The following is a 15,815-nucleotide window of genomic DNA, read 5'->3' on the forward strand; positions in this document are numbered from 1 at the left end:
CGTGGACGACGCCTCGGCGGCACCGTCCCGGTGGTCGCCGCCAAGGACCTGACGGTGGCCGCTGGTCCGGCGTGAAGGCCGAGCTCACCATGCGGACCGAGGGCCTCGGCCACTCCGCCAAGGCCGGCACCCAGGTCGGCACCATCGCGGCCGGCGAGGGCGAGGACCGGGTCGAGGTGCCCGTCACGCTCCAGTCGGACCTGCGCCGCCGTCGATCGCGTCCCGGCTGCTGCGCCTGCTCTGACGCTCCTTCCGTACCCCCTCAGCGAGCCCGGCCGCCCCAGCGGCCGGGCTCGTCCGGTGTTCCGAGCAGGCGCTCCAGGGCGGGCTCCTCGGCGATCACCCGGCCGAGCGAGATGGCGAGGGTGATGGCGGTGAACAGCACGATCAACCAGCTCAGGGACGTGAACACCACGCCGTACGGCCGAACCGTCCACGCTCTGGGTCACCGCCCGGGGCAGGTAGACCTTGGCGGCCAGGCCCAGGCCGAGGCAGGCCACCCCGCAGAGCAGCGCCCCGGGCAGCAGCGGGTACCAGCGCACCCGGTTGCCCAGCAGCAGGTGCTGGGTCCACCACCAGAGGACGGTGGCCAGCACCAGGTAGAGCGGCAGTCCCAGCCAGGCCCCGGCCCCGAAGCCCTCCGGACCGGCGACTGGAAGACCAGGAAGGCCAGGAAGGCCGCCACCAGGCCAGCCAGCGCCAGGCGGCCAGCCGAACCCCCGACTTGGGCAGGTCCCAGCAGCGCTCGCAGACCCGCTGCATGGCCCGGCTCAGCGCGGTGGCCGAGAGCAGGGTGACCAGCGCGCCGATCACCCCGAAGCTCTGGGTCACGTCGTCGTTGCCGGCCGAGAGCAGCTGCCGCACCTGCTGCTGCGCCTCGCCCTGGAGGCCCAGCTGGTCCCGGAGCGAGCCGACCACGCCGTCCCGGACCGAGGCGGGGGCGAAGACCGCCACCACGAAGAGCGCGGGCAGCGCACTGAGGAGGCCTGGGCGGCCAGCCGGGTGGCGTTTGTCCAGCAGGTTGACCCGGATCAGCTGGCCGACGGCCCGGCCGACGATCGGCACCCGGTCCGGCAGTCCCTTGGCGGTGGTGGCCAGCACGGCCAGCCGGGCCTTGAACCGGGCCGACCGGCCCGGCCGCGGAGGGTGAGGGCTGCTGCGGTGGGGTTGCTGCGGTGAGGGCTCCCTCACCCGCGCTGGGCAGCGAACCGGTCACCCGTACCTCCCACTCCCACTGGCTCGGGGCCGTCCCCCACGGCCATCCTCACCCGGCGAGGGCGGGCCGCGACCGGGGCCTGACGTTCCGTCACCCGAGGGTGTGGCGGGGCGGTCGAGCCTTCGGGGCGTCGGGTCGCGGGGCCGGGGCGGGTGGACGGGGCGGGTGGACGGCAGCGTGGGCGACGGCCGGTGCGCGCGTCCGGACGGGCCGTCACCCGGCGGGTGTGCCACGGGACGGTCGGGGTGGGTTCAGGGCGCTGCCGCCGAGCCGTCGGTGGCGGGCGGCGCGGGCCGCCAGCCGCTCCTCGTCCGGACGGGCCGTCAGGTCGGCGAGGCCCGTACCGATGGCGTGGGCGACCCGGTTGGCGAAGCCGGGGCCGGGGCCCTCGTCGTCGCCCTCCGGCAGTACCCGGTCCACCAGGCCCGCCGCGACCAGGTCGGCCGCCCCGATGCCCTGGGCGCGGGCCAGCTCCGCGGCGTGCCCGCCGTCCCGGTGCACGATCGCCGAGGCGCCCTCCGGCGGCACGGGGCCAGCCAGCCGCTGGCCGCCGCCAGCACGGTGTCGGCCGGCAGCAGGGCCAGGGCCCCGCCGCCCGAACCCTGGCCGAGCAGCACCGCCAGGACGGGTGTGCGCAGTGCGACCAGCGTCTCCAGGGTCCGGGCGATCTCCAGCGCCAGGCCGTCCAGCTCGGCCTGCACGGAGAGTTCGGCCCCCGAGGTGTCCACCAGCGTCACCAGCGGCAGGCCCAGCTGCTCGGCCAGCCGGGCGGTCCGGCGCACGCTGCGCAGATCGGCGCGGTGAACGGCCGCTCGGCGCCCGCCCGTTGCCCCACGACCACGGCCGGCTGCCCGCCGAACCGGGCCAGCGCCCGGACCAGCGCGGAGTCCGGCGCGGCCAGCTCCAGCAGGCCGAGGTCGGCGGCCGCGAGCACGGCCTCCGTCCCCGGGCGGTCCGGGGCGCGGCTGCGGAGCACGGCCTCCCAGGCGTCCACCGGCTCCGCCGGCCGTTCCGGGTCGGGCAGCCCGGCCGGTCCGGGCGGGTCGGCGAGCACCGCGAGGGCCCGGGCCACCGTCCGCGCCAGCCGCTCCGGCGGGACGACGCCGTCGACCAGACCGTGCGCCACCAGGGTCTCGGCCCGCTGCACCTCCTCCGGGAGCTCCACCCCGCGCAGCTCCCGGTACACCCGCGGCCCGAGGAAGCCCAGCCGGCCCCCGGCTCGGCCAGCACCAGATGGCCGAGGGTGCCCCAGGAGGCGAACACCCCGCCCATGGTCGGGCTGCGCAGGTACGTCAGGTAGGGCAGACCGGCCGCCCGGTGGGCCTGGACGGCGGCGGTGATCCGCACCATGCAGAGGAACGCGGCGGTGCCCTCCTGCATCCTGGTCCCGCCCGAGACCGGCAGCGCCAGCAGCGGCAGCCGCGCGGCCGTGGCCCGCTCCACCGCCCGGGTGATCCGCTCGGCGGTGGCCACCCCGATCGAACCGCCCAGGAAGCCGAACTCCGACACCACCAGAGCCACCTGACGCCCCGCCACCCGTGCCACGCCGGTCGTCACGGCCTCGTCCATCCCGGTCCGCTCCCGGGCGCGCTCCAGCGCCTCCCGGTACGCCGGATCCGCCTCCGGCGGCCGCACCGGTTCGTCCCAGCACTCGAAGCTCCCGGCATCCGCCAGCAGCCCGATCATCCGCTCCGCCGTCAACTCGTCCTCCCGGTCCGGTCCTGACCGCACCATTCCCGGGCGGCAGGACGTCAGCCTGTGGCGGTGCTCACTCGCCTCCGGCGGGGGTGGGCGGGGCGCTGGGGGATGCCCGCCTCGTCCCGTCGTGGGGTGAGCTCGCCGTCTCCGTGGGGTGGTGCTCACTCGCCTCCGGCGGGGGCGGTGTGGGGTCGCCGGGCGTCTTCGGCGGGGCGGAGGGGTTGGTTCGGCCCGTGCGGCTGCTCGGTCCGCTCGGTCCGCTCGGCCTGTGGGCCGCCGGTGGCCCGGCAACCCCGGTGGTCCGGAGTTGCCGGCGGCGCTGTGGCCGTGCCTCAGGGCCGTCCGCCTCCGCCGTCGACGGGGGTGTCAGCTGGTCCGGGGTGACGGGCCGAAGGTGCCCGTGCCCGCCAGGCGGACCGTCGTGGCCGCGGCGACGCCCAGCAGGGAGCCGGCCACCACGTCGCCCGGGTAGTGGACCCCGGTGTGGACCCGCGAGTATGCGACGGTGGCCGCCAGCAGGGCGAGCGGGACGGCCGCCGAGGGCAGTTCGGCGCCGACCGCCACCGCGAAGGCGAAGGCCGAGGCGGAGTGTCCGGAGGGGAAGGAGGCCGAGGACGGCATCGGGACGTGCCGGGCCTCGGGCACCAGCGCCCCTGCCCGGTCCGGCCGTTCGCGCCGCACCAGGTTCTTGCCCAGCAGGTTCGCGGTGGCCGAGGCCAGCCCGATCGCCGCCACCCCGAGCACCGCCGCCCGCCGCGCCGAACCGCCGCGCAGTGCCAGCAGCCCGGCCACCGCGAACGACAGCTTCGAGTGGTCGGCCGCCGCCGACAGCCGCCGCATCACCCCGTCCAGCGCGGGCGTCGGCGTCGCCGCCACCGCGCCGTACACCGAGCGGTCCAGCGCCGCCAGGTCCAGCACCACCGCTTGCGACAGCGGCCACCACCTACCGGTCGTCGGGCTACGCATCGACCGTCACCTCCCTCGTCTCCCCGCCATCCTCACGCACCATCAGCTCCGGCCCTCGCACCGGCACCCGTTCGGGCCCGTCTCCGGGCCGCCCCGGAGCCCGTGCTCCACGCCCGTGCCCGTGCCCGCGCCCCGCCATCAGGACGCCGCCTCGCCCGAGGCCAGCTGCCAGACCCGCCGCCAGTCGCGCAGCGGCGCCACCGGCTCCGCGCCCGGCCGGTCCCGCGGCACCCGGACCCGCAGCGCCCCCGCGCGGACGGTGCAGCGCACCGGCGTCGGCAGCGTCAGGGCCTCGCCGTCCACCGCCACCGGGATGGTGTCCGTCCCGGCCTCCGCCCGGACCGTCACCTCACGGGACGTCAGCACCGTGAGCCCCTGCGCCTGTTCCCCGCGCAGCGCCAGCTCGACCGCCTGCGCCGCACCCTCCACCTTCAGGCAGAGCACCCCCAGCCGGCCGGTGTCCAGCCGGGGGCGGCTGCCCGCGCCGAGCAGGTCGCCGGTCTCGTAGGGGTTGTTGCTCACCAGCAGGGCCTGGGGGTCCGTCAGCCGGGTGCCGTCGGCCTCGGCGGTGAGCCGGGCGCCGATCTTGTTGGCCAGCAGGTCGGGCAGCGCGCCGAGCGCGGTCACCGTCTTGTTGTCGCGGTAGTCCGGGCTCTGCACGATCTCGGCATAGGCGCCGAAGGAGACCGTGTTCACGAACGGGCGGTCCGCGACCGTCCCCAGATCGACCGTCAGCTCCACGCCGTCGGTCAGTGCGTCCAGACAGGTGGACGGGTCGTTGCGGTCCAGGCCGAGGTCCATCGCGAAGTGGTTGCGGGTGCCGGCCGAGATGACCAGGAACGGCAGGTCGTGCTCGGCCGCCACCTCCGCCACCAGCGCCTGCGTCCCGTCCCCGCCCGCGACCCCGAGCAGGTCCGCCCCCTCGGCCACCGCCCGCCGGGCCAGCGCGGAGACGTCCTGTCCGTCCAGCAGCAGCACCCTGGCCCCCGAGCGCCTCCGCCCTCCGCACCAGGTCGAACTTCTCCACCTTCCCGCCGCCGGACTTCGGGTTCATGATCAACACGGGCTTCAGTGCCCGCGGCGCCGACGGCACCTGCGCGGCCCGCCGCGCCCGCTTGTCCAGCCGCAGCGCCTCGGTCGCGGCGGCCATCCCGCCCGCCCAGAGCGAGACCGTCAGCACCGCCTCCAACCCCAGCCCGCTCTGCACCAGGAAACCCAGCACCCAGACCGGCGCCGCCACCGCCAGCACCGCCCCGGCCACCCGGGCCGCCCCCCGGTGCGCCACCGCCCACCAGGCCCCGGCCGCCGCCACCCCCAGCCCGATCGCCCCGGCCAGCACCACCCCCAGCCCGCGCCAGCCCACCATCAGCACCAGCACCACCACCGCGGCCCCGGCACACCCCACCGCGACCTGCGCCAACCGCTGCACCCGCACCGCACCCTCCACACCCGCCACGCCCGCCCCCTCACGCACCGTCAGTCCTCGCATCCTCCCGCACCCGGGCCCGGTCGGTCGCCAGGCTCCCACCCCGCCGTGCCGCAGCACCCCCCACGGCCCAGCCCCCACAGCCCCGCCCAGCCCCGCCCACCGGCACGATCCGCTAGTCTGTCAGCGGTCGGCCCGCCGCCGACCACGCCACGTCCCCCGGGACCGGCCCCGCCTCATTGGCGGCTTGTGGACATTGGTGAATGCGCAGGCCCGGAGGGGCGTTCTCGGGTGCTTCGGAACGGAGCGCGTTCGTTCCGGGAACGGAACTGACCTCTATGCAGCTCACAGGGGCCTTCCCCCGAGTGCAGGGACGATGATGCTAGCTGGCTCCATGGGAGCGTTTCGTGCTTGCGGCGGAGGCTGAGGGCAGCGCGGCGACTCCCGGCCACAGGTCGGTGTGCAGGGCTGTTTCGAGTGTGGCGAGGGTGCCGATATCGCACAGCACCAAGCTGCGGAGGAGGCGGCTGACCGTCGTGTGGGAGACGCCCGAGAGTTCCCCGGGTCGTCGGACACTGAGAGTCCGGTTCCGCATTGCCTGTTCGAGGTTGCGGGCGAGGGCCTGCCCGTAGTGCGCGCTCGCCGGTGCGCGTCGAGGAGATCGGCGTTCGGCCACAACCCCGATGCCACGTAGGCAGACGGTAGTTGGGCGTTGTTGCTGCGCGGAATAACGGAATCATCCCATGTGGCGGCGTACTCCCCTCTGCTGCCGTCGGGCTTGGGAGGAGAGGGCACGTGGCCGGTTCGTGGTGAGGTTCTGCCCGATTACTCAGTGGTTCGTCCGGGCGGCCAGATTTCATCCGCACCTGACTCGAACGGGAAGTCGCCTGATGTCTACCCCCCCAGCGACACCCCCGCCTCCCGCCGCAGCCGCGCCAACGGGGACGGCACCGTCTACCAGCGCAAGGACGGCCGTTGGGAAGCCCACGGCTACGTCCTCGCCCCCCGCGACACTCGCAAGCGCGTCCGCGTCTACGGCAGCACCCGCAAGGACGCCCTGGCCAAGCTCACCGAGAAGATCGCCACCAGCAACCGCGGCGTCCCCCGCCCCCTCCGCACAGGGCAGCGTCGCAGCGTTCCTCACCTACTGGCTGGAGACCGTCGCCGTCCACCGGCTCCGCGAGAACACCCACACCCGCTACACCGCCTGCACCCGCCTCTACCTCATCCCCGGCCTGGGACGGAAGAAGCTCGCCAAGCTCACCGCCAAGGACGTCCGCACCTGGCTCGACCAACTCCGCACCACCTGCCAGTGCTGCGCACGCGGCCTCGACACCACCCGCGACCAGCCGCTGTGCTGCGCCGTCGGGAAGTGCTGCCACAAGCGCCTCTCCCCGCTGACGCTGGCCTACATGCACTCCGTGCTCAAGTCCGCCTTGGAGCACGCCGTCCGTGAGGAGGAGATCCCGCGCAACGTCGCCCGCAACGTCCGCATGGGCACCCCCCGGCCCCGCCGCTTCGAACCCCTCACCACGGAGGAGGCGCGCGTGTTCCTGGCCGCCACCCACGGCCATCGGCTGCACGCGTTGTTCGAGCTCGCGCTTCGCACCGGGCTCCGCAAGGGCGAACTCCTCGGCCTGCGCTGGGAAGACCTCGACCTGGCCGGCGGCACCGCCAGCATCCGCCGCACCCTCCAACGCACCAACTCCGGCGGCCTGACCGCCCTGCCGACCAAGACCCAGAGCTCCGAGCGGCGCATCGCGCTGCCCACACCGTGTCTGCGTTCCCTCGACCGGCATCGCGACCAGCAGCGCCAGGAACGCGAAGCGGTGGGCGCGGGCTGGAAGAACAGCGGCTACGTCTTCACCCGGCCCGACGGAGCCCCGATCGAGGGAGCCACCCTCACCCGGCACTTCACCGCCCTGCTCCGCCGGGCCAGGCTCCGACGCATCCGGTTCCACGACCTCCGCCACTCGGCGGCGACCCTCCTCCTGGAACAGGGCGTCGAACTCGTCGTCATCAAGGAACTGTTGGGTCATGCCCACATCGGGGTGACCGCGACGGTGTACGCCCACGTCCGTCTACGCCTCCAGCGTAACGCCATCGATCTCCTCGGCAACGCCCTCCGCGACCCCACCAAGCCCGCCGCCGGGCCCGACGATGGTGACGAACCGCCGCTTTGTACAATCCCCGTCCGTTGACGTTGCCGTCAACTACTGCCGTCAAGACGGCAAGAAGCCCCGCCAAGACCTCCACGGTCTTGGCGGGGCTTCCTTCCGCTCAAATCACGGAATTATATTCCCTGATGCCATCTAATGCCGGGCATAGCTTTTTCTCGCACGGGCTAGGACGTCGACAGCCTGTGCAGATCCAACGCGCACTCGGACGGCTGGAGACGACGTTTCGATAAGCGAATCCCCGAGTCCGACAGCCAGGGCCCGCAATGCGGCCTCTCGCACAAGACCGAACTCACTATCGTCGTCGGCGATACTCATCAATTTTTTCGCCAAGTCGGCCGGTCCACCCACCTTTCGAAGGTGCCGGCCTGTGATGGAAATGGCAATATCTCGAACATCGCCATCAACATCCCAATCGACTCCAGTCAGGAACCCACGAAGCTCGGGAAGAAGCTCAGACGACAGCCCCCAGTAGTCGCCAAGAATCTGCAAAGCGAGGCGCGACAGCATTGGGTCCGCGGGCATGAGGAGATACTGCCTGACGGCCTCCGCTTGGGCAGGGGAGCTCGCCAGCCCAACCACGTGCAACGCCGTATACAGGTCCCCCTGACTTGTCCGACCCTCAGAAATTGCCTGCACGGCAACGCCGAGTTCTCGAGCGCTCAGCGTCCCGGATTTAGCCCTATCGAGCATGTCTCTAAATTCTGTCATCAGTGCCTCGGGACATATTTCTCTGAGTAGTCGAGCAACTTGCTGGCCTGGCTGAGTTCGTCCTGGAGCGACGGGAAGCTCGGATCATCAACCCCCACCTTTGACATCTTCACCTTGATCTGATGCATGCGATTCAGGAGGCCCGTCTGAGCATATCGAACCTCGCCAACATGGTCCCACGGAGTTCCATCAGCCTTTCGCGCAACAACCTCACCGCCGAGTTCGCGCTTAGCGGCATCCAGATCCCTGAAAGTGAGATGCTCGGCAATCCTGTCCGTCTTTGTCGGAATGCCGCAGCTCGAATTGTGCACAAGCACTGGCGTGGTACCAGCGAGTACATAGTGCGTGTGCTACGCGACCCCTCTCTACCTGCGTTTTCGCAGGTCAACCGGTGTTCGGCGGCTCCGCTGGGGTGCGGGTTCGGCCGAGGTTGTTCGTGGTTGTTGCCGTCACCGCTGCCGTCAAGGGTCTAGACCAATCTGGCGGATCGGGGGCTCTCGGCCGCCGAGGGTGGCCTCGGGCAGGCTCGGGGCCGGGCTCCTGCGTCGGCCAGTCTCGCAGCGCGAGGACCGGGACGGGAAGGGGTTGGTCGGCGGCGAGGCTCCGGGAGCTTCGCTCCCCGCCGGGGGCGAACGCCAGTCACCCGCCGATAGCCAGCTCGGCGACGGGCCTTGATGGTCGGACCCCTGGCCGGCCATCTCGAACGACCGGCCGTAGGACGGTCGTGGGCGACAACTTGCTCCGCGTCGCGGGCAAGGAGTCCATAGCCCACAACTTGCTCCGGCTGGCCGGGCTCGGGGTAAGCAGCGCTTACCCCACAACTTGCTCCCTGCGGGCTCCCGGCCGGGCAGTGTTCCGGACGTCGGCGTGCTCGCTCCGCCGGCACTCCATGCGGGCGTCGGCTGGACACCCGACAACGGGTCGGTCGGCGGCGTTCGGCCAGCTCAGACGGGCGGGGCACCGCCTTGAACCTCGTAGAGAAAATCTGGACGCACAGCTCCAGCCCCTGCCGTCCAGCGGCCGACGGGTCAGCGGCCTCGCTCGGTGCCGCCCGCTTCCAGGGCTTCGACGCGGGCACGCAAGGCGGTGAGCTGATCAAGCGTCTCGGCCAGTGCCAGCTCCAGCGCCTCAACGCGCGCCGCCGTCCCGCCGACGGGCGTGGGCCCGGCCTCCCCGTCACCTGAGTCACCGTCGGCGTCGGGGCGGGCGACGAAGGCTCCCTTGCCGGGGCGGGAGATCGCGTAGCCGTCCTGCTTCAGCAAGGTCATGGCCTTCTGCACGGACAGGCTGGAGGCCCCGTACTCCGCCATCAAAACGGCCTGCGTCGGCAACGCGTCCCCGGGCTTCAGCCCGCCGGAGCGGATCCGTTCCCGCAGGGCCTCGGCGATGACCTCGAACGTCAGCAGCACCGTGCCGCCCGCCGGTCTACGTCCCCGCCGCCCCACCGTCACCGCAGGTCACCCCGCTCTCTCTGCGCCTCTACCACTGAAATCCGGCCCGTCCAAAACGGAAGACCGGGGCCACAGTACTCGCGTCGCCACCGGCCACCGAAATAGATGAGGAGGGATGCACTTGAATGCGCGCTTGAAGCGATGCTACCTTCACGCACCGCTGGTGAACACCACCGCCGACCAGGCCAGACGTCCCCGGCCCACCATCCGCGCCCGCCGTCACACGCACCGTGCCCACGTGCGCCGATCACCCGGGTCGCCCCTCAATCGCCTCTCCTCTTCTCCCGACTCCTGCCGGAGGTCTGTCCCCATGCCCGCGCAGCTCCAACTCCCCACCCCCGCAACCACCTCCACTCCCGCCAGCGCGGCGTTCGCCGCATCGACGCGCGTCGAGAGGGCCGACACGTCCGCGAACAGGGACTCGGCGCTGGAACGCCGGGCGCGGCTGACCGCCAGGCTGGCCAAGCTCGCCGCCGCCGGATACCTCTCACCCCTGGCCCGCCAGGTCGGCGGGCTCGGTGGCTGCGCCCGTCCGATCCGCCTGACCGGGCACCGCACCCGTGTCGACACCGCGACGGGCCAGGTCCTCGACCACCTCGACGCACGACACCTCCCGGCGGGCGAGCTGCTGGTCCGCTGCGGCAACCGCCGCGCGACCCGCTGCCCGGCCTGCTCGACCGTCTACCGCTACGACACCTACCAGCTCATCGCAGCCGGACTGCGCGGCGGCAAGACCGTCCCGGCCGGCGTCGCCGCGCACCCGCGCGTCTTCGCCACCCTCACCGCGCCCGGCTTCGGCCCCGTCCACAACCAGCCCGACACCAGCCGCTGCCACTGCGGCGTCCGGCACGTCGACGACGACCCGTTGCTCGGTACCCCGCTCGACCCCGCGCGTTACGACTACGCGGGTGCGGTGCTGTGGAACGCGCACGCCCCCGCCCTGTGGGCGCGCTTCACCACCCACCTGCGCCGCGAGATCGCCAAGGCCGCCGGACTCACCCAGCGCACCCTGCGGCACCACGCCACCCTGTCCTACGCCAAGGTCGCCGAGTACCAAAAGCGCGGCCAGGTCCACTTCCACGCCGTCATCCGCCTCGATGGACCCACCGGCCCCACAAGCGAACCGCCCACCTGGGCCACCACCGAGCTCCTCAACCACGCCGTCCACGCCGCCGCCAGGCGCACCCGCGTCCACCACGAAGGCCAGCCGCAGCAGCCCGCCGGGGACGCGCCCTGCTCCCGCGAGGCCGATCGGGAACGGCAGTTGGTGTTCCGGTTCGGGCGGCAGATCGACGTCCGCCCGATCCGCAGCAGCGACTTCACCGGTGATAGTCCAGTGACCGACCGGCACGTGGCAGCGTACATCGCCAAGTACGCCACCAAGGGTGCCGAGACCACTACCGGGACCCTCGACCGCCGCCTCCGCCTCCTCGCCGAGCTCGCCCAGTTCGACATCACCGACCACGCCCGCCGCATGATCCACACCGCCTGGCATCTCGGCACCCGTCCCGAGCACGCCCACCTCCGCCTGCGGCAATGGGCCCACATGCTCGGCTTCCGAGGCTACTTCTCCACCCGCACCCGCCACTACTCCACCACCCTCACGCACCTCCGAGCCGAACGCACCGCCTGGCGAACCCGCCAACCCGACGCCGCCGCTCCGGCACCGGTCGGCCCGCACACCGAGCAGACGACCGTCGGCAGCAACGTGTCCACCGGCCGACAGCCGGTCACTGACCGGGGCGGTGACCGCGCTGACCACGGTGACCTGACCGCCGGTCGCTGTGCCGGTCACCACGACGACGCCGGTCAGCGCGGGAGCGCGGACACGACCCTGGTCGTCTCGCACTGGCAGTACGCCGGGACCGGTCTCCTGCCCGAACTCGCCCACCTCGCCGACCTCCTGGAAGCCCGGCCGCCCACCCGGCCCGACGGACGCCGACCGCATGACCCCGACCACCACGCCGGTCACCGACCCGGTCGCCCAGGTCACCGGCCGACCCGCGCCTCCCAGACGGGGGTGACCGCATGACCGCCGGCGCTGAGCTCCTCACCGTGCCCGAGGTCACGGCCCGGCTCAAGATCAGCCGCTCCGCCGTCTACGACCTCATCCGGACCCGGCAACTCCCCTCCCTCACCCTCGGCCGCGCCCGCCGCATCCCCGCCCACGCGCTCGACCACCTCATCACCACCCGACTCGAACAGGAAGCCGCCTGATGACCACACCCCGTAAGAGCCGCGCCAACGGCGAAGGCACCATCTACCAGCGCCGCGACGGGCGCTGGGAAGCCGCCGGCTACGTGCTCGCCACCGACGGCAGCCGCAAACGCGTCCGTGTATACGGCACCACCCGCAAGGAAGCCGCCGTCAAACTCACCGAGCGCATCGCCGCCAGCAACCAGGGCCGACCTGTCGCCGCAGCCGACAGCACCGTGGCCGCCTACCTCACCTATTGGCTCGACAGCGTCGCCATCCACCGCCTCCGAGAGAACACCCACACCCGCTACCGCACCTGCACCCGGCTCTACGTCATACCCGGCCTCGGCCGAAAGAAGGTCGCCCACCTCACCGCCAAGGACATCCGCACCTGGCTCGACCGGCTCCGCACCACCTGCCAGTGCTGCTCCCGCGGCCTCGACAAGCAACAGCGATGCTGCGCGGTCGGCCAGTGCTGCGGCAAGCGCCTGTCCCCGCTCACCGTCACCTACGTGCACTCCGTCCTCAAGTCCGCACTGGAGCACGCCGTCCGCGAAGACGAGCTCCCGCGCAATGTCGCCCGCAACATCAAGACCGGAACACCCCGGCCCCGCCGCTTCGAGCCACTCACCGTCGCCGAGGCCCGCCGGTTCCTCGCCTCCGTCGAAGGGCACCGGCTGCGGGCCCTGTTCGACCTCGCACTTCGCACCGGCCTGCGCAAGGGCGAGCTCCTCGGCCTGCGCTGGGAAGACCTCGACCTCGACAACGGCACTGCCAGCATCCGCCGAACCCTCCAGCGCACCCCCACCGGAGGCCTGACCACCCTGCCCACCAAGACCGTCAGCTCCGAACGCCGGATCGCCCTCCCCACCGAGTGCGTCCACTCGCTCAAGCATCACCGCGAACGCCAGGACCGAGAGCGCTGGGGGGCTGGTGACGCTTGGAAGAGCAGCGACTTCGTCTTCGCCGCTCCCGACGGCTCACCCACCGACCCGTCCACCCTGACGCGACACTTCACCGCGCTGTGCCGGGCGGCCAGGCTCCGCCGCATCCGGTTTCACGATCTCAGGCACACCGCCGCGACCCTGCTCCTCGAACAGGGCGTCGAGCTCGTGGTGATCAAGGAGCTGCTCGGCCACGCCCACATCGGCGTCACCGCCTCGGTGTACGCCCACGTCCGGCTCCGCCTCCAGCGCCAGGCCATCGATACCCTCGGCAGCGCGCTCCGAGCATCCGAGACCCCTGACGACCCGCCAAGTGCAGCACCCGTCCGCTGACGTTGCCGTCAGCGTTGCCGTCAAACGTCGAGAGCCCCCGCTGATGCGGGGGATCTCGCGTCCTTTTCAATACCTCTACCTGAATCCTGTACCGGCCGCCACAGTCCCTTCCGAGACGGCAGAAAATAGCCCTTTCTCCCAAGTTGTTTCCACTCGAAAGCAAGCGTGGCGGCCAGGATTAGGTTAGCGCCACAGGGTAAATCTCGAATCGCCCAGAGATGGCTCTAGAGTCCGAATGCAAGCTCGCCCGGAGAGAGCCTTGAGAACTTCCCGGCGAAGCGATCCGTCAGATCTCGAAAATTTCGCCTGGACTCAGACGCGAGGTCTTCGGCCGAATTTCGGATAACCTCGATCATCGACCCGCTCGTCTCTTCGATCGCCATCTCATCCTTATATTCTTCGATGACCTCTTCGGGGATCACCTCTGCTGCCCGGTAAATCTCCCTTTCGAGGGCTGGCCACGTATCGCTTCCGGCCTGCTTGGCCACCACAAGCTGATCACACATCCAACGAATCATAAGTAGAGACCGAGAGGGTTCCAGCGCCTCGCCAGTCAGACGCATTTTGACCGCCCAATCCGACCGGGTCATGTATCGCGTATCTCCTACTGCATCGGGAACCCGAAGGCCGGGCAGAAGGAGCAGTTCGTCGGCACCCCTGCCAGCGCCGCACTGTCGCTCAGCAGTCAAGATTGCCGAGAACTGGTCCTCCGAGATGGACAGCGAGTACCTAGCCGCCAGGAGGGCGTCAAGCTCGGCCCACATGATGGGGGTAAGAACCTCATCAAGGAGGTCAATGATTGCCGAGCGCAAAGGCGAATCGATCACGCCTCGAATTCCTATCACTTGGAGTTCCCATAGCCGCCTGCGGCCCAACTGAGGCCGAGCCGCAGGCGGCAGCTAGATTCCTTACCCGAGGACTCGTCCAGCTCGGATCTGGTTGAGTACATCAACCAGACCCCCCGTCGGCGTCACAGTACCCGCATGCGGTTCGTCATTCCAGGGGCCCGGCCACCTCTTGGTCAAGTACCGCTCGTTCGCAAGAGCATCAGCCCTACTGTCATAATTCCTAATGATCTGCATGTATGACCCGTCACCAAATGCGCCATACTGCTTCATGCTGTACCGCGAAATCGGATCGCCGGTGATACCCCACTTCTCAACCGAAAGCCCATCCTTAGACATGATCGCGTAGAGCGATGTCTGATTGGCGTCGGGCATCGCGCCGACAATGGGCTTTGTCGTGTCGCACCAGGGGCCACCTGCATTATGAACCAGCACTGGCGTATTTCCAGCCAGCACATAGTACGTGTGGAGGTCGGCAACGGTGAGGTTGTAGGCAACGCTGAGGCTGGTGTAGCTGCGAACGCTGGTGATCGTCGCCGGGGTGCCGTCTGGCATGCGTAGATGGTTGCCTGTGCGGAGTTTTGCGGCGTCCGTCCACTGCTGAGTAGTTTCGTTCCAGAAGGGATGTTTCTGAGTAGAGGTGAGGTGTTCGACCCCGGCGCTTGTCTGGATCGTGAGGTCGGTGAAGTCTTTATCGTCCGGGGTGACGATGACGGCCAAGATTTCTTCGGGCCTGGTCTCGTCGGTAAGCGGGTCAGTCGCGACAACCGTATCGCCGACGCGGACCTCGTTGATGTCCCTGGTGGTTCCGTCGGCGAGGAGGACCTTGGTGCCGGCGGGGAAGGAGTTGTCGCCGTCGCACGAGGTGGCCAGCCTCTGCCTTCGTGCCTCGATCATCTTCTTGACTGACCGTTGGGCTCGATCCTTGATCGCCTTCGAGATACCCGCGATGGACCGGCCGCCTGGCATCGACAGTCCGGCAACGACCGAGGACAACAGTGCCGCCTTCAGGGTGCCCACTTCGTTGGGGCATCCTCCGATGTCGCTGCACGTGGCCATGTACAGTGCGGTGGCCGATTGGAGGTCGGCTTCTTCGGAGCGTCCGCAGTAGGGCTTGCAGTCGCGTGCGATCCGGTGGATGTAGGCGTTCGCGAACTGGTCGCGCTTGTCCCAGTTGGCCGGGACGTATACGCCGGGGTAGACCGGCATGATGCCTGCGGCTTCTGCTTGGTCTGCGTCGATGCCTGTCAGGTGGTCGGTGGTGTAGGCCGAGTCAAGGTCACCGGCTCCCTGCCCACCGGCCTTGTTGTCTGTCGGGCAGCTTGGCGAGTCGCCGCCGCCGCACTGCAGCTTCAACCCGTTGGCGTCGCTGTAGTTGACGGGGTTGTTGTTGCTGTAGGCGTAGGGGTTCCACTGCTGTGGGTCGGCCGGGTCGATGATGGGGTCGGGGCTGAGGAAGCGTCCGGTGGTGGGTTGGTATTGGCGGGCGCCGAGGTTGGTGAGGCCGGTGGTGGTGTCTTTGGTACCGCCGACGAAGCCCTTGGTGCCGGCGAGGCCGTTGGTTGCGGTGTTGGTGGTGCGCGGGTTGCCGAACGGGTCGACGGGGTTGCGGGTCTCCGACAGGCTAGTGGCGTCGAGGGCGAGGGTTTCGGTGCCGTGGTGGTCGGAGACGCGGTAGTTGAGTGAGTTGGCGGTGCGGACCGCGCTCAGGCCGCCGGGCATGCTGTAGTAGCGGGTGCCGGTGAGGGTCTTGGCATTCTTGTCGTAGACCAGGTCGTCGTTGTTTGAGCCCAGGACGATGGTGTTCTGGGTCGGGGTGGATCGTTCGATCAGACTGCCGTCGGCGTCGTAG

At 70.5% G+C, this 15,815-nt stretch carries 12 protein-coding genes and 4 pseudogenes; 4 read left to right on the forward strand and 12 right to left on the reverse strand.

Going from position 1 to position 15,815, the window contains the following annotated elements; all coding sequences use genetic code 11:
* Positions 1-262: 262 nt before the first annotated feature.
* The 8 genes and pseudogenes from ABD946_RS15625 to ABD946_RS15660 all read right to left on the reverse strand — a co-directional run bounded on the left by ABD946_RS15625 (position 263) and on the right by ABD946_RS15660 (position 5,246).
* Positions 263-415 (reverse strand): hypothetical protein, encoded by a 153-nt coding sequence (locus tag ABD946_RS15625; RefSeq protein WP_345283950.1) that lies wholly within the window; start codon positions 413-415, stop codon positions 263-265.
* Positions 397-1,191, reverse strand: a complete 795-nt coding sequence (locus ABD946_RS15630; protein WP_345283952.1) for a hypothetical protein — start codon at positions 1,189-1,191, stop codon at positions 397-399. Before ABD946_RS15630 ends, ABD946_RS15625 begins: the two co-directional genes overlap by 19 nt.
* Positions 1,192-1,429: 238 nt before the next feature.
* The gene (locus tag ABD946_RS15635; RefSeq protein WP_345283984.1) at positions 1,430-1,744 is read right to left on the reverse strand and encodes a hypothetical protein; all 315 of its coding nucleotides are present in this window, start codon (positions 1,742-1,744) and stop codon (positions 1,430-1,432) included.
* Between the two features lie 77 nt (positions 1,745-1,821).
* A pseudogene (locus tag ABD946_RS15640) lies at positions 1,822-1,998 on the reverse strand (carboxyl transferase domain-containing protein); the annotation flags it as partial.
* Entirely contained in the window at positions 1,950-2,402 is a 453-nt protein-coding gene (locus tag ABD946_RS15645; protein ID WP_345283954.1) for a Clp protease/crotonase-like domain-containing protein, read from the reverse strand. The pseudogene ABD946_RS15640 and the gene ABD946_RS15645, both read right to left, overlap by 49 nt.
* 98 nt (positions 2,403-2,500) lie before the next feature.
* Positions 2,501-2,950: pseudogene (locus ABD946_RS15650) on the reverse strand (carboxyl transferase domain-containing protein); the annotation flags it as partial.
* 330 nt (positions 2,951-3,280) lie between these two features.
* Positions 3,281-3,880, reverse strand: a complete 600-nt coding sequence (locus ABD946_RS15655; protein WP_345281931.1) for a phosphatase PAP2 family protein — start codon at positions 3,878-3,880, stop codon at positions 3,281-3,283.
* A gap of 138 nt (positions 3,881-4,018) precedes the next feature.
* Positions 4,019-5,246, reverse strand: a pseudogene (locus ABD946_RS15660) (diacylglycerol/lipid kinase family protein).
* 913 nt (positions 5,247-6,159) lie between these two features.
* Here ABD946_RS15660 and ABD946_RS15665 point away from each other — a divergent pair.
* Positions 6,160-7,507, forward strand: a pseudogene (locus ABD946_RS15665) (tyrosine-type recombinase/integrase).
* 686 nt (positions 7,508-8,193) lie between these two features.
* On the opposite strand, the gene ABD946_RS15670 reads toward ABD946_RS15665, so the two are convergent.
* Both ABD946_RS15670 and ABD946_RS15675 read right to left on the reverse strand, forming a co-directional pair.
* Positions 8,194-8,505 (reverse strand): polymorphic toxin type 28 domain-containing protein, encoded by a 312-nt coding sequence (locus ABD946_RS15670; protein ID WP_345281929.1) that lies wholly within the window; start codon positions 8,503-8,505, stop codon positions 8,194-8,196.
* A gap of 717 nt (positions 8,506-9,222) precedes the next feature.
* A complete protein-coding gene (locus tag ABD946_RS15675; protein ID WP_345281927.1) occupies positions 9,223-9,603 on the reverse strand; it encodes a winged helix-turn-helix domain-containing protein in 381 nt (126 codons plus the stop codon).
* Between the two features lie 352 nt (positions 9,604-9,955).
* Here ABD946_RS15675 and ABD946_RS15680 point away from each other — a divergent pair, with 352 nt between their 5' ends.
* Genes ABD946_RS15680 through ABD946_RS15690 form a run of 3 tightly spaced genes read left to right on the forward strand, consistent with a single transcriptional unit; the run spans position 9,956 to position 13,118 of the window.
* Positions 9,956-11,677 (forward strand): replication initiator, encoded by a 1,722-nt coding sequence (locus tag ABD946_RS15680; protein ID WP_345281925.1) that lies wholly within the window; start codon positions 9,956-9,958, stop codon positions 11,675-11,677.
* Complete coding sequence (locus ABD946_RS15685; RefSeq protein WP_345281923.1) at positions 11,674-11,862, forward strand: helix-turn-helix domain-containing protein; 189 nt, start codon at positions 11,674-11,676, stop codon at positions 11,860-11,862. The genes ABD946_RS15680 and ABD946_RS15685 overlap by 4 nt, the downstream gene beginning before the upstream one ends.
* A complete protein-coding gene (locus tag ABD946_RS15690) occupies positions 11,862-13,118 on the forward strand; it encodes a tyrosine-type recombinase/integrase (protein WP_345281921.1) in 1,257 nt (418 codons plus the stop codon). Before ABD946_RS15685 ends, ABD946_RS15690 begins: the two co-directional genes overlap by 1 nt.
* 224 nt (positions 13,119-13,342) lie before the next feature.
* Here the strand turns inward: ABD946_RS15690 and ABD946_RS15695 are convergent, their stop codons facing one another.
* Positions 13,343-13,945 carry a hypothetical protein gene (locus tag ABD946_RS15695; RefSeq protein ID WP_345281920.1) on the reverse strand — a complete coding sequence of 201 codons (603 nt, stop codon included), beginning with the start codon at positions 13,943-13,945 and terminating at the stop codon, positions 13,343-13,345.
* Between the two features lie 81 nt (positions 13,946-14,026).
* On the reverse strand, positions 14,027-15,815 hold a 1,789-nt coding region (locus tag ABD946_RS15700; RefSeq protein WP_345281918.1), incomplete at its 5' end, for an RHS repeat-associated core domain-containing protein.

The organism is Kitasatospora albolonga (assembly GCF_039535905.1).
GTDB lineage: Bacteria > Actinomycetota > Actinomycetes > Streptomycetales > Streptomycetaceae > Kitasatospora > Kitasatospora albolonga.